Below are 20,710 nucleotides of genomic sequence, written 5' to 3' on the forward strand. Positions count from 1 at the left end.
CTTAAAACCGGAATCTTTTTATATTTACAAGTATATCAATTAGTAAGCTATGGCAACAATATTCACAAAAATTATTAATGGCGAAATCCCATGTTACAAAATTGCGGAAACAGACGATTATTTCGCTTTTTTAGACATAAACCCTAATGCTAAAGGACATACACTTTGTATTCCGAAACAGGAAGTTGATAAGCTATTCGATTTAGATGAGGTTGCCTACCACGGTTTATTAGAATTTTCTCGAAAAGTTGCTTTAGCCATTGAGAAAACAATTCCTTGCAAGCGTGTTGGTATGACTGTTATTGGTCTAGAAGTGCCGCATGCTCATGTGCATTTAATTCCTTTAAATACAATGGAAGACGCTCGTTTTATCTCAAAAGAAAAGTTAACGGAACAAGATTTTCAAGCTGTAGCAGAAGCTATTCGTGCTAATCTGTAATTTAGGTTAAGAAAACAGTAGCTATAATTGCTATAATAGCAAGGGCTACAAAGCTTCCTATAGCTATCCATGCTGCCTTTTTTAATTTTAAAGAAGCTTTTTTGGGTGTAAAAGCTCTTTGATGGTAGGCAAATACACGATCAATATCGTCGGTCCAAGTAGCTGGGTATACTATGGTTTCACAGGTTTTACAAAATAACTGATGAGCCGTTTCGGTGGTTAACGATTTATAAAACCGAGCATCTATAAATTTTTGCTTAAAAGTAAAGTGCAAGCCTGTGGTATTGTAGCACTCTGGGCAATTGTTATTTATAGCAACTTCTTTGATAGTAATAAACTGATCAGTCATTTAATGGCATGGTTTTAAAAATAATTTGCATACTGGTGCCCCGATTAATTTCCGACTCAAGGACTTGAATTTTTCCGTTGTGAAATTCTTCAATAATCCGTTTGGCTAAGGATAAACCTAAACCCCAACCGCGTTTTTTGGTTGTAAATCCAGGTTCAAATATACGCTTAAATTGATTTCTATTCAGACCTTTTCCAGTATCTGTAATAGTTATTTTTACATTGTTTTCTAGTTGAGAAATATCTATCGTTAATTTACCCTTGCCACGCATAGCATCAATAGCATTTTTAACAAGGTTTTCAATCGTCCAACTATAAAGTTGTTTGTTTAATGGAACGTAAATAGGTGTTTCAGGAGCTAAAATTTCAAATTCAATTAATTTAGACGAGCGTGTTTTTAAATAGCTATAAGATTCTAGTGTTTCGGCTACTATATCCGTCTTTTCAAGTTTAGGTAAAGAGCCTATTTTGCTAAAACGTTCCGTTATAGTTTGCAAGCGGGTTATATCTTTCTCAATCTCTAATATATATTGCGGATTTACATGCTCAGTTTTTAATATTTCAGTCCAGCCTATTAAAGATGATAATGGGGTGCCTATTTGGTGAGCGGTTTCTTTAGCCATTCCTGACCATAATTTATTTTGTGTCGCTATTTTGGTGCTTCTGTAAAAGAAATATGCAACAGCCCCAAATAATATAATAATTAGAAGTAATGCTAGCGGGTAGTATTTTAGTTTGGTAATTAATGGTGAGTTCCCGTAATATAAGGTTCCCATATTTACCTTTTTATTTAGTTCGGCATCAAAATATGATAACTCAATAGGCGTGTTTTGCTCTTGTAGTTCGTTAATAAGCCTATCCACATAGGAGTTGTTTTCTAGTTTGGTGCTATCTATGTTTCTAAAAGAACTTACGCTGTTGTCTTCTCCAATAACAACCATGGGATTATCATATTTGGTATCAAAAAATACTTTAGATGAAACCATATTCAAATCATCATCCAAATAATTTTGTGTTATATCGCTTTGCGCAGCTGCCCAGACATCCATTTTTATGCGTTCTTCTTCTTTAAAATGCTGAAAAAACACATAAGTATTCCAAAGAATTAACGATATTATTATAAAACTAGCGGCTATAATAATCCACCGCGTTAAGTTTCGATATTTATAAAAAAGCATAGGTTGAATTTTATTGTTAATATAATGGAATTCTGTTGATAATATTGTGCGATATGATATGCAAATCGTTTTTAGTTGGTTATTAGATTAATTACCTTTGTGCAAAATAATAAAGTTCCCATGATTTCATACGAACCTAATGAGTTATCCACAGCTAAATTACATAGCTATTTACTTAGTGCTGTGGCACCTAGGCCAATAGCTTTTGCAAGTACTGTAGATGTAAATGGAAACCCAAATTTATCGCCTTTTAGTTTTTTTAATGTGTTTAGTGCTAATCCGCCTATTATGATATTTTCGCCTGCACGACGTGTACGCAATAATACAACAAAGCACACATTAGAAAATGTATTAGCAACAAAGGAAGTCGTTATTAATGTGGTGAGTTTTGATATGGTTCACCAAATGTCATTGAGTAGTACTGATTACCCTTTAGGCGTTAACGAATTTGAAAAGGCTGGTTTTCATATGTTGGAATCCGATTTAGTAAAACCATTTCGTGTTGCTGAATCACCTGTACAATTTGAATGTAAGGTTAATGAGGTTGTTCAATTAGGCACTGAAGGTGGCGCTGGGAATTTAGTAATATGTGAAGTTGTTAAACTTCATATAGACGATGAGGTTTTAGATACAGATGGACAGATAAATCAAGAACGTTTGGACTTGGTTTCTAGAGCTGGAGGAAGTTATTATAGCCGTGCTAAAAATGGCTTTTTTGAAATACCAAAACCCCTTACAACACTTGGTGTGGGTGTAGATGCGTTACCCGATCATGTGAAAAACAGCATGATATTAACAGGGAATGAGTTGGGTATGTTAGGAAATGTAGAACATTTGCCGTCAGCGGAATCAGTACAGGCTTTTTTAGAATCGGTTAGTGAAAATTATCCGAATATTAAAAATGCCTCACATAGAGAAAAACATAAGTTAGCACAAAACTATTTAAGCTTCGGCGATTTAGATAGTGCGTGGAAAATATTATTATCATAAAACAGTAAATTAAATTTTAAGATGGAAGTACAAGGAAGAATTAAAGCTATAGGAGAAACACAGTCGTTTGGTAGTAATGGCTTTAGAAAAAGAGAAGTAGTTGTAACAACGGAAGAGCAGTACCCACAACATATAATGGTAGAGTTTGTTCAAGATAAAACAGACTTATTAAACAGTTTTCAAGTAGGACAGCAAGTTAAAATTAACATTAACTTACGCGGTAGAGAATGGGTTAACCCACAAGGTGAAACTAAATATTTTAACTCTATTCAAGGATGGCGTATTGAAGCAGCTCAAGCAGATGCTTCTAATCCAGAAATGCCACCTGTACCTCCTGCACAGGCTTTTGCTCCAGCAAACGACCTAAAAGAAGAAGATAACGATGATTTACCATTTTAATTAATGGTGATTAATTTTTATAAAAAAAACCTCAATGTTTCTAGCTTTGAGGTTTTTTTATGTTCTTATTTTAAGTTTAACTAATTCCTAATAGGACTTCTAACTATTCTAATTACTTTCATCCTTTTTTTGCACGTAATATGATTCCGTATTTAACTTCAGAAATTGTTTTCCCACCTGTAGAAGAAGCCGATTCCGATGGTTTATTAGCTTTGGGTGGCGATTTGTCCGTGGCACGTTTATTATTAGCGTACAAAACGGGTGTTTTTCCATGGTTTGAAGACGGGCAGCCCATTTTATGGTGGTCTCCAGATCCACGGTTTGTCCTATTCCCACAAAAACTAAAGGTTTCCAAAAGTTTGAAACAGGTACTCCGAAATGCGGATTTGACAGTTTCTATGAATCAAGATTTTAATCAAGTTATCCATGCGTGTTCTCAAATTAAACGCAATGGTCAATCAGGTACATGGATTACCCATACAATGATAGAAGCATATAATAAATTACACGAATTGGGCTATGCTAAGTCTGTAGAAGTCTGGCAGAATGATAATTTAGTTGGTGGTTTTTATGGTGTAGATATTGGTAATGGTGTGTTCTGCGGCGAAAGTATGTTTGCCAAAGTAAGCAATGCTAGTAAAGTAGCTTTTGTTAGTTTTATTCAAAACACAGACTACCAATTAATAGATTGTCAGGTTTATACAGATCACCTCCAACGGTTTGGTGCCGAAGAAATTTCACGATCCGAATTTTTAAACTATTTATAATAAGCAGAATGTCAAACCCTTTTTATATTAAGTAGTTAATAAATCATACCAATCAGTATGTTTTTGTATATTTGAAACAGATCTAGAATAGCATTATAAAAATTAATCAGGATCCTTTTAAAATTGAATACCCTATGAAAATTAAATTTTTACCAATTATTGCTTTAAGTTTAATGGTTTTATCTTGTAATAACGGCAAGACGGAAAGCGCAGAACCAGCAACCATTGAAACTAATGAAACCCCAAAAGTGTTTAAAAATAAAGCGCATGAATTGGTTTTTAATATGGTTGAAAAAGTAGGTAGTTATGCCGATTTATTAGAAAAGCATGATGTGGTTTATACGTATACCTATGAAATGCCAAATGGTAAAAAGGATGTTATAACTGAAAAATATATTTTTGAAGGTGAGCTTTCATATGGAGCATTTTCAGAGCATGGAAGAACGTATCCAAAACTTGAAGGTCTTATAGAGCAAGGTTATGATGGTACTGAATATTGGCTAAAACACAACGGTGTAGTTTTAGATAATTCTATGATGCTGAAACGTGTGGCTTTTAGCAGACCAACTAACTTTTATTGGTTTACTATGATGCAGAAATTACTCGATCCATCTGTGAATTATGAGTATGTAGGTGAGGATGTAGTTGAAGATAAGAAATATGATGTGGTTAAAATATCTTTTGAATCAGAGAAAAACATACCAACTGATATTTATCAAATTTATATTAATAAGGAAACTTTGTTAGTTGATCAGTTTTTATTTACGGTTGCCGATTTTGGTGTTATGGATACGCCAAACTTAATGCGTTTAACTTACGAAGATGTGGATGGGATTCTGATTCCTACAAAACGATTATATAAAAAATCAACATGGGATGCCTATGTTAGTGAAAAGCCATGGATTCAGGTAACTTGGTCTGATATACAATTTAATAACAACCTGAAACCTGAATATTTTAAAAAAAACTTTAATATGAATACTATGAAACCTGTTTCTCTTAAATCGCAATTAGATGCCAAAAAAGCTAATTTTGAAGTGAAAGCCGATGCTCACAAGAAAGAAGTTTATGCTGCTGGCTTTGAGTCCGTATCCAATAGTGGTGTTCTAGATCAGGCAAAAAAAGTAAATGAACAAGCACCTAATTTTTCTTTAAAAAATGCCACAGGCAATACGGTATCGCTAGCCGAATACTTAGAAAAAGGTCCTGTGGTTTTAACATGGTACCGTGGCGGTTGGTGCCCTTACTGTAACTTAACATTAAGTGCTTTACAAGCCGAATTGCCAAATTTCAAAGCAGAAGGAGCTAACTTATTAGCATTAACACCTGAACTGCCAGACAAATCGATAAGTACTGCAGAGAAAAATAATTTAGAATTCGAGGTTCTAAGCGATGTTGGAAACAAAGTAGCAGAAGAATATGGGATTGTTTTTAAGCTAACAGAGGATGTGGCTACTATTTATAATAATTCCTTTGATATGAATGCTTATAATGGCGACGACTCTAACCAATTACCGTTAGCAGCTACTTATGTTATTAATCAAAATGGTAAAATAATTTATGCCTTTGTTGATGCCGATTATAGAAACCGTGCTGAGCCTTCTGAAATTACAGCTTTTTTAAAGGCTAATAAGTAATTACACCTCATTGTACCTGAAACAGTTCTGTTCATGGTCGTTTACAAGCCCTGTGGCTTGCATAAAGGCGTACATTACAGTCGAACCGACAAACTTAAATCCACGCTTTTTTAAGTCCTTGCTAATGGCATCCGAAATAGCGGTTGTAGCAGGTGCTTCTTTATAATGTGGTACTTTATTTTTTAGGGGTTTGTTGTCCACAAACCTCCATATGTAATTGCTGAAACTTCCAAATTCATCTTGAATTTTCATAAATAATTTGGCATTTGTTACGGCCGCATTAACTTTTAGTTTGTTACGTATAATACCAGCATCTTGCAATAATGTTTCAATTTTATCCGATTGATACAGGGCAATTTTTTTGTAATCAAATCCATCAAAAGCGCTTCTGAAATTTTCACGCTTTCTTAAAATGGTTATCCAGCTTAATCCTGCTTGAAAGGTTTCTAAAATTAAAAATTCAAAAAAGGTACTATCATCATAAACGGGAAGACCCCATTCCTTGTCGTGATAGGCTTCATAAAGGCTGTCTCCAACACACCAACCACATCTGTGCTTTGTCATAATTACCAATCTGTAAGTTTTCAAACTAAAGATAGACATACTTATGACATATATCATAACTTAATAGTAAGATTCCTTATATTTTTGATAAGCAAATGTTACAAAAGTTACTGTTAGCAACTATTAAGTAATATATATTTGAACTAAAATAAAGTAAACCTATGGAAGCAATAAGCAATACACAAATATCGGATATCATTAAAACTAGTTTAGAAACGAGTATGAGTTATCCGGAATATCGAGAACTTGTTAAGGATTTAGTTGCTACAGAATCTGCAACTGGAGCAGATCAATCTGCTGCAATGGTAAACTATACCATGCTAAATGATAGAAGAATGAAGCGTTGGGATAAAACCATAAAAGTATCGGATGAGGCTTTACAGCGTTTAGCAAATTTTAAAGATCAAGTAACTTGGGTAGTGCTTACCGAGAGTTGGTGTGGTGATGCAGCACACGTTATTCCTGCAATGGCTAAGCTAGCGGCATTAAATACAAATATTACACTTAAATTAGTACTACGTGATTCTAACGATGCATTAATGAGTCAGTTTTTAACTAATGGCGGAAAGTCTATTCCTAAGTTAGTGATGGTGGATTCTGAAATTCAAGAAGTGCTTAATACCTACGGACCTAGACCTGTAACTGCAACTAAAATGGTTGCCGATTATAAAGCAGCTCATGGAACACTAACCCCAGAATTTAAAGAGGACCTGCAGGGTTGGTATAATAAAGATAAAGGGCAGAGTGCGATTAACGATTTACTAAATTTACTAGGCGTTTAATTCTTGCCTTTAAACTGAAAAGTAATCGAACCCAATTGCGTTTTTTTAGAGCGATCTATATTAAAACGTGATTGGTTTGCATATTCAATAGCATGGTTTTGAAGACATGCGTTAGCTGTCGAAGCTGCTTTGTTAATGGTTGATTTAATGACTTCTCCCTGACTGTTTACCGAAATATTAACAACAATTTTTCCGCCTGTATTACACAAATAGATGGGAGTAGGGAGATAGCTATGTGTACGATTTACTAAAGAATAGTGCATGCTACTTTTAGTGTTAACCGATTGTTCCGATATATTATTTTGTTGTTCTTTTATAAGGTTATTAACCGTGTTGTAAGAAGTTAATATGTCCGCGTCTAAACTGCTTGAACTATTTCTTGGTTTAGTAGGTTTGGTAGTGCTTTCTGTTGGCTCCGTTTCTACTTTAGTGTATTCATAATCCGTTGGAGGCGCAATAGGTTGATAGGCCTGGGCAAAAGTTTTGTGTTTTACAGTTTCGTTATAAGCTTTATTGGTTTCAGCCTTCTCGGTAGGAGTTTCTTCTAATGTTTCTTCCGTTAATGTTTCATCGGGTTTCGGCTCGATTAGATAATAGCTTTCAGCAATTTTTTCTGAGAATTGTGTTATTTGAAAGCTAAAAAGCAATAGTAATACCGAGCTGCAAATAAGTCCCGTTATTAAAATGGCTTTTTGTTTATCTGAAAGGTGCATAATCTTTTTTAAAAAATGACTAATCAGCTTAATATACGGAAAAAGTAATTATTTGGTTGTTAAGCTTTCTATAAATGCCTCTGGTGTTAACGCATTATCTACATGGAAATCACCAATTTTAGTACGACGTAAGGCTGATAAATGTGCGCCTGAATTTAAAGCTTTTCCAAAATCATGTGCTAATGAACGGATGTAAGTTCCTTTGCTACATACAACGCGGAAATCAATATTTAAACCGTTTATATTGGTTACTTCAAATGTCGAAATTTGAATGCGTCTAGAATTTATTTCAACGGCTTCACCAGCACGAGCAAACTCATATAAACGTTTGCCTTCTTTTTTTATAGCTGAAAAAACGGGCGGATACTGATCTATTTCACCAATAAATTGTTTCGTTGCTTCGTGGATAGCGGCTTCGGTAATATGGTCTGTAGGGAATGTCACATCAACTTCTGTTTCCAAGTCATATGATGGTGTCGTGCCACCCAAAACAATAGTTCCAGTATATTCTTTATCCTGACCTTGATATGTGTTAATTTGCTTGGTCATTTTACCTGTGCAAATAATTAATAAACCAGTTGCTAACGGGTCTAACGTGCCAGCATGCCCTACTTTTATTTTCTTAATGTTATGCGCGTGGCGTATTTCCCAACGAAGTTTATTAACAGCTTGAAATGATGTCCAATTTAATGGCTTATCAATTAATAATACTTGGCCATTTTTGAAATCTTCAGCAGTCATCATAATTAGTTTATAAGGGTGTAAGCTATAGCTAGTATGCCAACAATAGCACAATATATAGCGAAATAAGATAATTTACTTTTCTTTACCAATGAAATCATCCATGTGCAAGCAAATAATCCAGCAACAAAAGCGGCTACAAATCCAACACTTAAATAGGTGAAATTAGAAGCCTCATAGGTAAGTTCGCCACTAAACAGATCTTTCGCTATTTTTCCAAATATTAAAGGTACAACCATTAAAAAAGAAAAGCGTGCAGCACGTGTTTTATCATTTCCTAATAATACCGATGTTGAGATTGTGGCACCTGATCTAGAAATACCAGGAAGCATAGCAATGGCTTGAGATACACCAATAATAAACGCGTTTTTAAAGCTTACTTCTTTTTGAGTGTCTTTTGCTTTATCAGCTAGAAATAGGAGTGCAGCTGTTACAATAAGCATACAACCAACAAGAAAAATATTACCGCCAAAAAGACTTTCTAATTGTTCTTCAAAAAATAAACCTACAAAAACAGCAGGTATCATAGAAAGCGCAATTTTTGAAACAAATTGTAAATCGTCATTCCATTCAAATTTTAAGACGCCCTTTATTAGTAGCCAAATATCTTTTCGGAATACCACAATGGTGCTTAAAGCTGTAGCAAAGTGTAATACAACCGTGAAAAGTAAACTTTCTTTAGGAATTGAGCTATCGCCAAGAATGGCTTTTCCAAGCTCTAAATGTCCGCTAGATGAAACTGGTAAAAATTCTGTAAGTCCTTGTATAACACCAAGAATTATGGAGTCTGTTATATCCATGGGGTAAAATATTAATGCACCAGTGTAGTTAAGTCTGGTGTGATGGGTTATTTTTTGTAAGGATTTAGTAATATGGCATAAACTTCAATAGCAAAGCCTAATAAAACTAGAGTTGGTGCTAAACGAATTCGGCGGAAATTAAAAATTTCAGGATTAAATACATTGGGATCATCGCTTCCGCCTCCAGACATTAAAATAAAGCCTAAAGCAATTACAGCTAATCCAATAACCATAAATTTATAATTTTTTCTACCGAATATAAAATCGGATTGTGTCTCGTTTTTACGTTTTTGTTCGCCCATAATTAGTAATTAATCTACTGAAAATTATAACTTTTCATCACTTCTTAGCGCTCAAAAGTATCTTGATTAACGCTAAGCTTAAGTTGTATTGCAAAGTAACTCATTTATTTAGGATTTTCACGTTAAGAGAATCTAAATTTATAGCACTACTTGCGTTTCTAAAGTATATTTAGTTTTTGTTCTGTATTAGTAATATAGCTGATCTGTTCTTAAATTTAAAAAGCGTTGTGTAGCTATAAAAGTGCTTATCCAAGTAATAATAATGCCTAAAACAAAAATACTAGCAAATAGTAGCCCGAGTAAAAGTTGATTGTTTAAAAGCTCGAGTTCCGGGAATGTTTCGTTTATATAATATAAAACAACTGCCATACCTAACATTGCTAAAACGGCACCTAAAACACCTAAACGAACACTTTTCCATACAAAAGGGCGTCTAATAAACTGTTTGGTAGCGCCTACCATTTGCATTGTTTTTATAGTAAAACGCTTGGAGTAAACAGATAAGCGAATGGAACTGTTAATTAGTAAGACTGCAATAATTGTAAATAAACCACTGATAACTAAAATCCAAAAACTGATTTTTTTAACGTTGTCATTCATTAAGTTAACTAAGTCATTATCATAGCGAACTTCGTCTACAAAGCTTTTATTTAAAGCTTCCTGGGCAATGTCATCTAACTGATTAGCCGTTACAAAATCGGCTTTTACATGTACATCAATGGAGTTTTGTAGTGGGTTATAGCCAAGGAAAGCCATGAAATCTTCGCCATTTTCGGCTTTCATATATTCTGCAGCTTGCTCTTTAGAAACAAATTCTGTAGACTTCACATAATCAGACATTGCTAAGCTTTTTTCAAGCTGCTTGGTTTCAACTTCTTTAGCCGAATCTTTTAAATAGATAGTAACAACCACTTGCTCTTTAAAATGATCAGATACTTTTTTAGCATTTAAAACCAACATCCCTAATAAACCTAGTAGGAATAAAACGAGACCAATACTAATTACTACAGAAAAATAGGAAGATATTAATCGGCGTTTTTGATACTTCTCAAAAGATGAACTCATATATTATAGGCGTTAATGGTGTAAAAATATAAAAGAAATCCAATTCCTTAAGGATTACAACGTTTAAACTTTCAACATTGTTATAATAAGTTTAAATTTGCCTCCATTATAAGCATAAAACAGACACATGCAATACAATTTTAACGACATAGAAGCCAAGTGGCAAAAATATTGGGCCGAAAATAAAACGTTTAAAGCCGAAAATCAATCTGAAAAACCGAAGTATTACGTATTAGATATGTTTCCATATCCAAGTGGTGCCGGTTTACATGTTGGGCATCCATTAGGCTATATTGCATCTGATATTTATGCGCGTTATAAAAGACATAAGGGCTTTAATGTATTACACCCTCAAGGGTATGATAGTTTTGGTTTACCAGCAGAACAGTATGCTATTCAAACAGGGCAGCATCCTGCTGTAACTACCGAAGATAATATAAAAACTTACCGACGTCAATTAGATCAAATAGGGTTTTCTTTCGACTGGAGTCGTGAAGTACGTACATCAGAACCAGAATATTACAAATGGACGCAGTGGATTTTTATTCAGTTATTTGAATCTTGGTATAATAATGAGACTCAAAAAGCCGAGGCTATAGATACATTAATTTCAAAGTTTGAAACAGAAGGTAATACGCAAGTTAATACCGTTTGTGATGATAATATAGAATCTTTTTCAGCTGCTGAATGGCAGAATTTTTCAACTGAAAAACAACAAGAAATTCTTTTACAATACCGATTAACTTATTTAGCAGAAACCGAAGTTAATTGGTGTCCTGCTCTTGGTACTGTTCTAGCAAACGACGAAATTATAAACGGGGTTTCTGAACGTGGAAGCCATCCGGTAGTTCGTAAAAAAATGACACAATGGTCAATGCGAATTTCTGCCTATGCCGAGCGTTTGCTTCAAGGTTTAGAAGGTATTGATTGGACCGACTCTTTAAAAGAAAGTCAGCGTAACTGGATTGGTAAATCTGTTGGTGCATCGGTATCATTTCATGTAAAAGATCACGATCATATTATTGATGTTTTTACAACCCGTCCAGATACTATTTTTGGAGTGTCGTTTATGACGCTAGCACCCGAGCACGAATTGGTTAGTCAAATAACTACCGAGGCACAAAAAGCTGAGGTTAATGCGTATATTGAAAAAACAGCTAAACGAAGTGAACGCGATCGTATGGCTGATGTAAAAACAATTTCTGGAGCCTTTACCGGAGCCTATGCTGAACACCCATTTACTAAAGAACCTATTCCTATTTGGATTGGCGATTATGTGTTAGCAGGTTATGGAACAGGAGCTGTAATGTCTGTTCCTTGTGGTGATCCACGAGATTTTGCTTTCGCGAAACATTTTAATATTGCTATTCCTAATGTTTTTGAAGGTGTTGATATTACCGAAGAAGCCTTTGCAGATAAAGAGAAAACTATTATTGCTAATTCCGATTTCTTAAATGGATTGGCGTATAAGAAAGCCATGAAACGTGCTATTTTTGAACTTGAAAAAATAGGTCACGGCCTTGGTAAAACAAATTATAGATTACGTGATGCTGTATTCTCAAGACAGCGATATTGGGGGGAGCCTTTCCCAGTATACTATGTAAATGGTATGCCAAAAATGATTGATAAAGCACATTTGCCAATCCGTTTACCGGAAGTGGAGAAATATTTACCAACTGAAACGGGTGAGCCGCCTTTAGGCCGTGCCGATGTTTGGGCTTGGGACACTAACAACAACCAAGTGGTAAGTAATAGTTTGGTTGATAATGAAACTGTTTTTCCGTTAGAATTAAATACAATGCCTGGTTGGGCAGGTAGTTCTTGGTATTTCTTTAGGTACATGGATGCTCAAAATAGTACAGATTTTGCTAGCGAGGATGCACTTAAATATTGGGAAAATGTCGATTTATATATAGGTGGTAGTGAGCATGCTACAGGGCATTTATTATACGCACGTTTTTGGGTTAAATTTTTAAAAGACCGTGGTTTTGTAGGGGTTGAAGAGCCTTTTAAAAAACTAATAAACCAAGGGATGATTTTAGGAACCAGTGCTTTTGTTTATCGCTTAAGCTATATGTTTGCTAATCCTGCCGAAGAAGAAAAAACAGGGGCTAAACTTTTAAAGAAATTAGAAAATATTTATATCTCACATTCTGAATTTGTAAGCAAAGGTGATTTGAATGCAGATAAAGAAGCGTTGAAAAATCTTAAAAACACTCTTGCCGATATTGCCGGTTTACCCAATGCAGATGTTTTAGAAAATGTTATGATTGTGCCGCTACCAATTCACGTAAAAGTACACTATGTAAATGCGTCTGATGAACTGGATATTGCTGGCCTAAAAACCGATGGTGAGTTTGGAGATGATTACAAACAAGCTATTTTTATAGGAGAAAAGGGGCAGGTAATCACTGATGGTAATGATGTTTATAAAGTAGGGCGAGAGGTTGAAAAAATGTCTAAGTCTAAATATAACGTGGTTAATCCAGATAGTATTTGTCAGGATTATGGTGCAGATAGTTTGCGTCTTTATGAAATGTTTTTAGGACCACTAGAACAGTATAAGCCTTGGAATACAGCTGGTATAACGGGTGTTCATGGTTTTCTTAAAAAATTATGGAAACTATACGTAGGTGAGGATGGTATTAAAGTAACCGATTCAGAGCCAAGTAAAGAAAGTCTAAAAACTTTACATAAGACCATTAAAAAGGTTGCCGATGATATTGAGAATTTTTCTTTCAATACCTCAGTTTCTACATTTATGATTGCCGTAAACGAATTAACAGCACAAAAATGTACAAGTCGCGACATTCTTGAACCACTTATCATTTTAATGTCTCCTTATGCACCACATATTGCAGAGGAATTATGGAGTAAGCTAGGTCATAACGAATCTATTTCAACTGCCGAATTCCCTCAGTTTGATGAAAAGCATTTAATAGAAAGCTCTAAAAATTACCCTATTTCATTTAATGGTAAAATGCGTTTTACATTAGAATTACCAATGGATATGAGTAAAGATGATATAGAGAAAACAGTTATGGCACATCCTAAAACACAAGCACAACTAGAAGGTAGAACACCTAAAAAAGTTATTGTAGTACCGGGTAAAATTGTTAATATCGTTGGCTAACTAGAAGAAAATAATAGTATAAGTTATAAAAGCAAAGCGTTTCAGGTATCTGAAACGCTTTTTGTTTTAAGAATTTTCCTTGAAAAAACCAACTGACAAATTTTCTTAAATGTTATTTGGCTTGCTATTTGCTATATATCTTGTAAATTTACTTTTAAAATAAGAATAGAATGATTGGATATTATATATTAATTGGTGCCATAGCTTTAGTTAGTTGGGCAGTGAGCAATAAACTAAAAAGCAAGTTTAAAAAATATTCTCGTGTGCATTTACAAAATGGCATGAGTGGTAAAGAAATTGCCGAAAAAATGTTGTCAGATAATGGCATTTCAGATGTTGCTGTTATTTCAACACCCGGACAATTAACAGATCATTATAATCCTAAAAATAAAACAGTAAACCTAAGTGAGTCTGTTTATAACCAAAGAAATGCTGCCGCTGCCGCTGTAGCAGCTCACGAGTGTGGACATGCTGTTCAGCATGCTCAAGCTTATGAGTGGTTGACTATGCGATCTAAGTTAGTTCCTATTGTTAGCGTGTCTTCTGGCATGTCGCAATGGCTTGTTATTGGAGGTTTAGTATTAGGAGGTGCTGCAGGTGTAGGACTTGGTTGGTACGTGGCTGTATTAGGTGTTATATTAATGGGGTTAGCAACACTATTTAGTTTTATAACATTACCGGTAGAATACGATGCTAGTAATAGAGCATTGGCTTGGTTAGAAAATAAGCATATGCTTACTGGTGACGAACATGCTGCTGCTGCCGATGCTTTAAAATGGGCTGCTAGAACATACTTAGTTGCTGCAATTGGAGCTTTAGCATCTTTATTGTATTGGGCGCTTCAAGTTTTTGGAGGTCGCGATTAATTATTAGATAAACTTATAAGAAATGAAGTCAGTTGTTTTACATCTGACTTTTTTTGGTATTTTAAAACTTTATTAACCAACCAAATTTACAATGGAAAATCAATTTCAAGAAGCACCTTTATTAGCGCATGTTACAGAAACGGAGCGTGTAGCATTTTACAAGAAAACCTATGCACATGTGGCAGGTGGTGTTTTAGTGTTTATTCTTTTTGAGTACTTACTTTTACAAAGCGAAACAGTTGTTTCTTTTACCTTGTCCATGATTGATGGGTATAAATGGTTAATTATGCTTGGAGGTTTTATGTTTATTACCAATTATGCCGAACGCATGGCCTTGCAAACTGTAGATAAGAATAAGCAGTATCTAGCTTATGCTATTTACATTTTAGCAGAAGCTATTATTTTTGTGCCGCTTATATATGTGGCTATTGTTTATACAAATTCAGGACCTGAAATGCTTAATCAAGCAGCTATAGTAACATTGGGATTGTTTACTGGCTTATCCGCAGTTGTATTACTGACAAAAAAGGATTTCTCTTTTTTAAAAACAGGATTAACTATAGGTTTCTTTATTGCTTTAGGTTTAATTTTAGCAGGAACTTTATTCGGGTTTAGTTTAGGTTTGTGGTTTTCGGTAGGTATGTGTCTCTTAGCAGGTGGCTCTATTTTGTACCAAACATCTAATATGGTTAATAAGTACACAACAGATAATTATATTCCAGCAGCTTTAGGATTGTTTGCTTCATTAATGCTGTTATTTTGGTATGTCCTTTCTATATTTATGTCTAGAGACTAATACGAGAAGTGCTTATAAAAAAAAACTCCTGAGCTATCAGGAGTTTTTTTTAGATATTAATCTGTCTGTCTATTTGTTGGTTTAAAGAAATAAATGTTTCTGTTCTTGAAACACCGGATATCGATTGAATATCTTTATTAAGAAGCTGCATAAGATGCTCATTATCGCGACATAATATTTTAATGAAAATACTCCAGTTTCCAGTTGTATAATGACATTCCAAAACTTCAGGTATTTTCTGAAGTTGTTTAACAGCCTCTGGGTTGCTCATAGCCTTATCTAAATAGATTCCAATAAATGCCATGGTTGTATAACCCAGAACTTTTGGGTTTATAACAAATTTAGAACCAGAGATAATGCCCGATTTTTCTAGTTTTCGAAGGCGTTGATGGATGGCTGCACCAGAGATTCCTACAGCTCTAGCTATTTCTAAAACCGGTGTTCTAGCATCACTCATAAGGGCGCGTAGTATGGTTTTGTCTATTCCATCAATGCTTACCTTCTGGTTGTTTATCTTCATGTTTTAATGGTTTTAAACCAAAAGGAGTTTATAAATTAAGAGGATTATAACCTAGGTAAGGGACTTCTGTTTCTTTAAAGGCAATACCATAAGTTTCTAACTCTTCTAAAATAGGTTGATAAACTTCTTTATTTATCGGCATTTGGACTCCAGGTGTTGTTATTTTTTCATTCAATATAGCTAGTGTTGCTATAGCTACAGGAAGTCCAACGGTTTTAGCCATGGCTGTGTAAGTTTGATCTTCTCCTATGGTTACCATAGTGCTATCTATTTGATGTTTTTTACCATCTAATATATAACCAAATTTATGATACATTACAATCATGTCTTTGTCGTCAGCATCTAAAGTCCAGCTATCCATAAGGATTTTTTGTAAAATTTGTGCAGGTGTTGCTTGTTTGAGTTCTACGCGTTTTTGATCGTTAAAAATATCCAACTCCATAAGTTTGTCCCATACAATATCATCTTGGTCTATTTTTAAAGCCAAACGGAATTTTAATTCAACCGAGTCTGTTGGACTATAAGCTAAGAATGCATTTACAAAATCACGATAACTCATATTTTCACTATCATCAATAGTGTAGCTATCATCAGTCATGCCTAACTGAACAAACATATTCCATGCACGACTAAATCCTACACGGCGCATAGTTCCTCTATATAAGGTATGTACATTATTTAATCCGTAAACTGACTGGTATTTTAGGGAGTCGCGGTTAGCGTAGCCTTCAAAACGGCCGTATCCTTCAACATCTAAAAATTCAGTACGTCTGAATAATCGGTTATAAGGAATGTATTTATAAGTGCCTTCTTGTAAAAATTTAGCAGCACCACCTTGTCCGGCTACAACTACATTTCTCGGATTCCAAGTAAATTTGTAGTTCCATAAATTATTGTCGCTCTCGGGGGCAACTAAACCACCGGTAAAGGATTCGAAAAGAATCATTTCACCTCCGGCTTCACGAATTCTGTCAATAACCTGCATGGCGCTCATGTGATCGATACCAGGGTCAACACCTATTTCATTCATAAAAATTAAGCCTTTGTCCTTAGCGGCTTTATCTAGGTTGTGCATCTCATCGCTTATGTATGAAGCTGTAACCATGTTTTTGTTAAATGAAATACAATCATGAGCCACCTCAATATGGTAGCGTGCTGGTAGCATAGAGATTACTATGTCGCAATTCTGAATGGCATTTTGCCTAGATTCTTTATCAAAAACGTCTAGCATGATGGCTTGAGCATTTTCGTGATTGTTAGTAAGTTTTTTAGCGTGAGCGAAATTAACATCGCCAACTATTATTAATAGGTTTTCTTCATTAGATTTTTCTAGTAAATATTTTATAAGGTATGATGCTGATTTTCCAGCACCAATTAGTAATATCTTTCGCATAATGGAATATGTTAAGTATTTTTGTTTCACGAATGTAAGAAATACAAAGTGTTTTAAAAACCCATTTAATAAATTAATATGAGTAGAAAATTAATAAGCTTAGGTGCTATTTTGGGATTATTGGCCGTTGTTTTAGGTGCTTTTGGAGCACATGGTCTTAAAGAATTAGTGTCTGCTGAGCAGGTTGCCACTTTCGAAACAGGGGTACGTTATCAAATGTATCATGCCTTGTTTTTACTTGTAGTAGGTAATATTTCTGCGTTAACGGAAAAGGCCAAGCGGACTATCTTTTATTTAGTTCTAGGAGGTGTAATCCTGTTCTCTGGTTCTATTTTTGCCTTAGCAACAAATAATTTAACGAGTTTTAATTTTAAAACAATTGGATTTGTTACACCTATCGGAGGGCTATTGTTTATAATGGCTTGGAGCATATTGTTAATAAAGTTTTTGAAAAACAAAACCGATATTTCTTAAAATAAAGTGCGTAGAATAAAATAATGTTTAATTTTGCAGTATAAACAACACAAACTATTATGATAGATCATACTCAAGCATCGAAAACGATTTCGTTAGAAAAATATGGAATTAAAAATGCGAAAGTTCAATATCAATTATCTTCAGAAGAATTACACAACCTAACAATTAAAAAAGGACAAGGCGTTGAATCGTCAACAGGAGCTTTAGCTGTTAACACAGGTGAGTTTACAGGACGATCACCTTTAGACCGTTTTATTGTTAAAGACGCTGTTACGCAAGATCGCGTTTGGTGGGGTGATATTAATATCCCTTTTGATTCTGATGCTTTTGAAAAATTATACAACAAAGTAACCGATTATTTATCGGATAAGGAGGTATTCGTTAGAGATAGCTACGCCTGTGCTGATGATAATTACCGTTTAAATATTCGTGTAATTAACGAATTTCCATGGAGTAACATGTTTGCTCATAATATGTTTTTAAGACCCGAAGAATCGGAACTTAAAGATTTTACTCCTGAGTGGACAATTGTTAATGCGCCAGGTTTTATGGCCGATCCTGAAGTAGATGCTACGCGTCAACACAATTTTGCTATTCTAGATTTTACACGTAAAATAGCACTAATTGGAGGAACAGGTTATACCGGAGAAATTAAAAAAGGTATCTTTTCTGCTCTAAACTTTATTTTACCTGTATTTAAAGATACGTTACCAATGCACTGTAGTGCTAACGTAGGTGAATCGGGTGATACAGCTATTTTCTTTGGATTATCAGGAACTGGTAAAACAACTTTATCTGCTGATCCAAAACGTAAATTAATTGGTGACGATGAACACGGTTGGACGAAAGAAAACAGCGTGTTTAATTTTGAAGGCGGTTGCTATGCTAAAGTTATAAACTTATCTGCAGAAAATGAACCAGATATTTACAATGCTATCAAGCCCGGAGCTATTCTTGAAAATGTCATTATGGACGACCAAGGCGAGGTAGATTTTGAAAATACGTCTATTACACAAAATACACGTGTAAGTTATCCTATTTACCATATTAATAATATTCAAGTACCATCAATTGGTTCAAACCCAAAAAACATTTTCTTCTTAACAGCAGATGCTTTTGGTGTATTGCCTCCAATTTCAAAATTATCACCAGGTCAAGCTGCCTACCATTTTATTTCAGGTTATACAGCTAAAGTTGCTGGTACAGAAGCCGGTATTAATGAGCCGTTACCAAGTTTCTCAGCTTGTTTCGGAGCGCCGTTTATGCCATTACACCCTACGAAATATGCTGAAATGTTAAGTCAGAAAATGCAAGAAGCTGGCGTTAATGTTTGGTTAGTAAATACAGGTTGGACAGGAGGCCCTTACGGTGTTGGTTCGCGTATGAAACTAAAATATACGCGTGCTATGATTACGGCTGCAATGGACGGTAGTTTAGAAGCTGCAAACAAAGATAATTATCATATTCACTCTGTTTTTGGTGTGTTACAACCTCGTGTATGTCCAAATGTACCTACCGAAGTTTTAAGCCCTAGAAAAACATGGAATAACGATGAAGGATATTACGAAACGGCTTATAAGTTAGCGCAATCATTCCAAGATAACTTCAAGAAATTTGAGGAGTTTGCCAATAAGGAAATTATGGATGGCGCACCAAACGTGAAATAAAAATAATAAAGCGCAATCTTTAGTGCTTTTATAGTCAGTAAGTTACTTGCTTAAATAGGTTTAAAATTGTACTTTAGTGTATAATTTTAAACCTATTTTCTTATGAAGAAAATTACTTTACTAAGTTTGTTTTTTCTAGCATTACAGACAGCTGTACAGGCACAATGTCCTGCTGCTGGATATACTTGTGTGCCTGATGTTGGTTTTGAACAAGCATTAATAGATTTTAATTACGATTCCGAAGGTACTCTTGATGGACGAATTTTAACAGCCGATGCTGTAGCAGCAACAGGAACACTAGGGTTTGCCAATAGAGGTATTTTAGATTTAACGGGTTTAGAAGACTTCATTAATATTGATGGCGTAAACTTTTCATATAATACAGGAATTACAAGTCTAGATCTAACAGCTAATCTTAATTTAGTTGTTGTTAACCTAGAAGGTTGTTCGGCTTTAAATAGTTTAAATGTTACCGGTTTAACTGCCTTAGAGGATTTAAATGTATACGGAACTGTTTTATCAACAGTAGATTTGCTGACTAATTCGGCGCTATTAGTTTTTAATGGTTGGAATTCTACTTTACAAACTATGGACTTTTCTGGAAATCCAGCTATTACTAACGTGAATTTAAGAAACAATATTTTGACTTCAGTTGATATGCGAAATGGTAATAACGCCAATACAGCCTACCGTTCGGATTTTAATAGTATTCTCGTTTGCGTATTTGTTGATGATGTAACCGAGCCTAATTTAGGTACTTGGAATTTGGGTAGTGGTACTTTGGTTGAAAGTGAAACCGCATGTGAAACGCTAAGTACAGAAAAAACAAATCAAGTATCCTTTACAGTTTATCCAAACCCAGCTAAAGAACGCGTTACAATAACATCAAATTTTTCAAATAATGCACGTTTGGGTATTTACGATATTACAGGTAAGCTAATAGCCTCTAGCATTATTTCTTTTGGTGATAATCATTTAAACATCGCTAAATTAGCTCCTGGTGTTTATTTAATGCGTATCCAGTCAAATGGAATTACAAGCACTAAGAAGCTAATTGTTAGATAAGTATATGAAAAATATAAAACCAAAAAAGCCGAATTGATTGCCATAATCAATTCGGCTTTTTTATAGCT

Annotated in this window: 22 protein-coding genes; 12 read left to right on the plus strand and 10 right to left on the minus strand. The window is 34.6% G+C overall.

The features are described from left to right. Positions 1-49 precede the first annotated feature (49 nt). A complete protein-coding gene (locus ACW5R3_RS03015; RefSeq protein WP_456578147.1) occupies positions 50-439 on the plus strand; it encodes an HIT family protein in 390 nt (129 codons plus the stop codon). A 1-nt stretch (position 440) separates the two neighbouring features. Here ACW5R3_RS03015 and ACW5R3_RS03020 read toward each other — a convergent pair whose 3' ends face one another. Both ACW5R3_RS03020 and ACW5R3_RS03025 read right to left on the minus strand, forming a co-directional pair. Continuing rightward, positions 441-788: a hypothetical protein gene (locus ACW5R3_RS03020; RefSeq protein WP_456578148.1), complete on the minus strand. Its 348-nt coding sequence runs from the start codon at positions 786-788 to the stop codon at positions 441-443. Continuing rightward, positions 781-1,965: a sensor histidine kinase gene (locus tag ACW5R3_RS03025; RefSeq protein ID WP_456578149.1), complete on the minus strand. Its 1,185-nt coding sequence runs from the start codon at positions 1,963-1,965 to the stop codon at positions 781-783. The genes ACW5R3_RS03020 and ACW5R3_RS03025 overlap by 8 nt, the downstream gene beginning before the upstream one ends. Positions 1,966-2,085: 120 nt before the next feature. Here ACW5R3_RS03025 and ACW5R3_RS03030 point away from each other — a divergent pair, with 120 nt between their 5' ends. The 4 genes from ACW5R3_RS03030 to ACW5R3_RS03045 all read left to right on the plus strand — a co-directional run bounded on the left by ACW5R3_RS03030 (position 2,086) and on the right by ACW5R3_RS03045 (position 5,758). After that, positions 2,086-2,955, plus strand: coding sequence for a flavin reductase family protein (locus tag ACW5R3_RS03030; protein WP_456578150.1), 870 nt, complete (start codon positions 2,086-2,088; stop codon positions 2,953-2,955). A 21-nt stretch (positions 2,956-2,976) separates the two neighbouring features. Next, positions 2,977-3,354 (plus strand): DUF3127 domain-containing protein, encoded by a 378-nt coding sequence (locus tag ACW5R3_RS03035; protein WP_456578151.1) that lies wholly within the window; start codon positions 2,977-2,979, stop codon positions 3,352-3,354. 140 nt (positions 3,355-3,494) lie between these two features. Beyond that, positions 3,495-4,121, plus strand: coding sequence for a leucyl/phenylalanyl-tRNA--protein transferase (gene aat, locus ACW5R3_RS03040; RefSeq protein ID WP_456578152.1), 627 nt, complete (start codon positions 3,495-3,497; stop codon positions 4,119-4,121). Between the two features lie 134 nt (positions 4,122-4,255). Continuing rightward, the gene (locus tag ACW5R3_RS03045) at positions 4,256-5,758 is read left to right on the plus strand and encodes a redoxin domain-containing protein (protein WP_456578153.1); all 1,503 of its coding nucleotides are present in this window, start codon (positions 4,256-4,258) and stop codon (positions 5,756-5,758) included. Here ACW5R3_RS03045 and ACW5R3_RS03050 read toward each other — a convergent pair whose 3' ends face one another. Next, positions 5,759-6,322, minus strand: coding sequence for a DNA-3-methyladenine glycosylase I (locus ACW5R3_RS03050; RefSeq protein WP_456578154.1), 564 nt, complete (start codon positions 6,320-6,322; stop codon positions 5,759-5,761). 161 nt (positions 6,323-6,483) lie between these two features. On the opposite strand from ACW5R3_RS03050, the gene ACW5R3_RS03055 reads away from it, so the two are divergent. Next, the gene (locus ACW5R3_RS03055) at positions 6,484-7,104 is read left to right on the plus strand and encodes a thioredoxin family protein (RefSeq protein ID WP_456578155.1); all 621 of its coding nucleotides are present in this window, start codon (positions 6,484-6,486) and stop codon (positions 7,102-7,104) included. Here ACW5R3_RS03055 and ACW5R3_RS03060 read toward each other — a convergent pair. The 5 genes from ACW5R3_RS03060 to ACW5R3_RS03080 all read right to left on the minus strand — a co-directional run bounded on the left by ACW5R3_RS03060 (position 7,101) and on the right by ACW5R3_RS03080 (position 10,725). Beyond that, entirely contained in the window at positions 7,101-7,817 is a 717-nt protein-coding gene (locus ACW5R3_RS03060) for a hypothetical protein (RefSeq protein ID WP_456578156.1), read from the minus strand. The two genes, ACW5R3_RS03055 and ACW5R3_RS03060, sit on opposite strands and share 4 nt — an antisense overlap. Positions 7,818-7,865: 48 nt before the next feature. Beyond that, entirely contained in the window at positions 7,866-8,561 is a 696-nt protein-coding gene (gene truB / locus ACW5R3_RS03065; protein ID WP_456578157.1) for a tRNA pseudouridine(55) synthase TruB, read from the minus strand. Between the two features lie 2 nt (positions 8,562-8,563). Further along, positions 8,564-9,358: an undecaprenyl-diphosphate phosphatase gene (locus tag ACW5R3_RS03070; protein WP_456578158.1), complete on the minus strand. Its 795-nt coding sequence runs from the start codon at positions 9,356-9,358 to the stop codon at positions 8,564-8,566. A 47-nt stretch (positions 9,359-9,405) separates the two neighbouring features. Next, on the minus strand, positions 9,406-9,660 hold the full coding sequence (locus ACW5R3_RS03075) for a DUF3098 domain-containing protein (protein ID WP_456578159.1): 255 nt from the start codon (positions 9,658-9,660) through the stop codon (positions 9,406-9,408). 186 nt (positions 9,661-9,846) lie between these two features. Next, the gene (locus ACW5R3_RS03080) at positions 9,847-10,725 is read right to left on the minus strand and encodes a cell division protein FtsX (RefSeq protein WP_456578160.1); all 879 of its coding nucleotides are present in this window, start codon (positions 10,723-10,725) and stop codon (positions 9,847-9,849) included. Between the two features lie 127 nt (positions 10,726-10,852). On the opposite strand from ACW5R3_RS03080, the gene ACW5R3_RS03085 reads away from it, so the two are divergent. The 3 genes from ACW5R3_RS03085 (at position 10,853) to ACW5R3_RS03095 (ending at position 15,520) form a co-directional block, all read left to right on the plus strand. After that, entirely contained in the window at positions 10,853-13,858 is a 3,006-nt protein-coding gene (locus ACW5R3_RS03085; RefSeq protein ID WP_456578161.1) for a leucine--tRNA ligase, read from the plus strand. Between the two features lie 170 nt (positions 13,859-14,028). Beyond that, on the plus strand, positions 14,029-14,724 hold the full coding sequence (locus ACW5R3_RS03090; RefSeq protein WP_456578162.1) for a zinc metallopeptidase: 696 nt from the start codon (positions 14,029-14,031) through the stop codon (positions 14,722-14,724). 91 nt (positions 14,725-14,815) lie between these two features. Next, on the plus strand, positions 14,816-15,520 hold the full coding sequence (locus ACW5R3_RS03095) for a Bax inhibitor-1/YccA family protein (protein ID WP_456578163.1): 705 nt from the start codon (positions 14,816-14,818) through the stop codon (positions 15,518-15,520). Positions 15,521-15,569: 49 nt separating this feature from the next. Here the strand turns inward: ACW5R3_RS03095 and ACW5R3_RS03100 are convergent, their stop codons facing one another. Together ACW5R3_RS03100 and ACW5R3_RS03105 are read right to left on the minus strand one after the other, a co-directional pair. After that, a complete protein-coding gene (locus tag ACW5R3_RS03100) occupies positions 15,570-16,040 on the minus strand; it encodes an Lrp/AsnC family transcriptional regulator (protein WP_456578164.1) in 471 nt (156 codons plus the stop codon). 28 nt (positions 16,041-16,068) lie between these two features. After that, a complete protein-coding gene (locus ACW5R3_RS03105) occupies positions 16,069-17,433 on the minus strand; it encodes a saccharopine dehydrogenase family protein (protein ID WP_456578165.1) in 1,365 nt (454 codons plus the stop codon). A 78-nt stretch (positions 17,434-17,511) separates the two neighbouring features. Between ACW5R3_RS03105 and ACW5R3_RS03110 the strand changes: the two genes are divergently transcribed. The 3 genes from ACW5R3_RS03110 (at position 17,512) to ACW5R3_RS03120 (ending at position 20,642) form a co-directional block, all read left to right on the plus strand. Beyond that, positions 17,512-17,907 (plus strand): DUF423 domain-containing protein, encoded by a 396-nt coding sequence (locus ACW5R3_RS03110; protein ID WP_456578166.1) that lies wholly within the window; start codon positions 17,512-17,514, stop codon positions 17,905-17,907. Between the two features lie 59 nt (positions 17,908-17,966). Continuing rightward, positions 17,967-19,577, plus strand: a complete 1,611-nt coding sequence (pckA, locus tag ACW5R3_RS03115) for a phosphoenolpyruvate carboxykinase (ATP) (RefSeq protein ID WP_456578167.1) — start codon at positions 17,967-17,969, stop codon at positions 19,575-19,577. 102 nt (positions 19,578-19,679) lie between these two features. After that, positions 19,680-20,642 carry a T9SS type A sorting domain-containing protein gene (locus tag ACW5R3_RS03120; protein WP_456578168.1) on the plus strand — a complete coding sequence of 321 codons (963 nt, stop codon included), beginning with the start codon at positions 19,680-19,682 and terminating at the stop codon, positions 20,640-20,642. Positions 20,643-20,710: the final 68 nt, after the last annotated feature.

This window comes from Algorimicrobium bowmanii, from assembly GCF_054031195.1.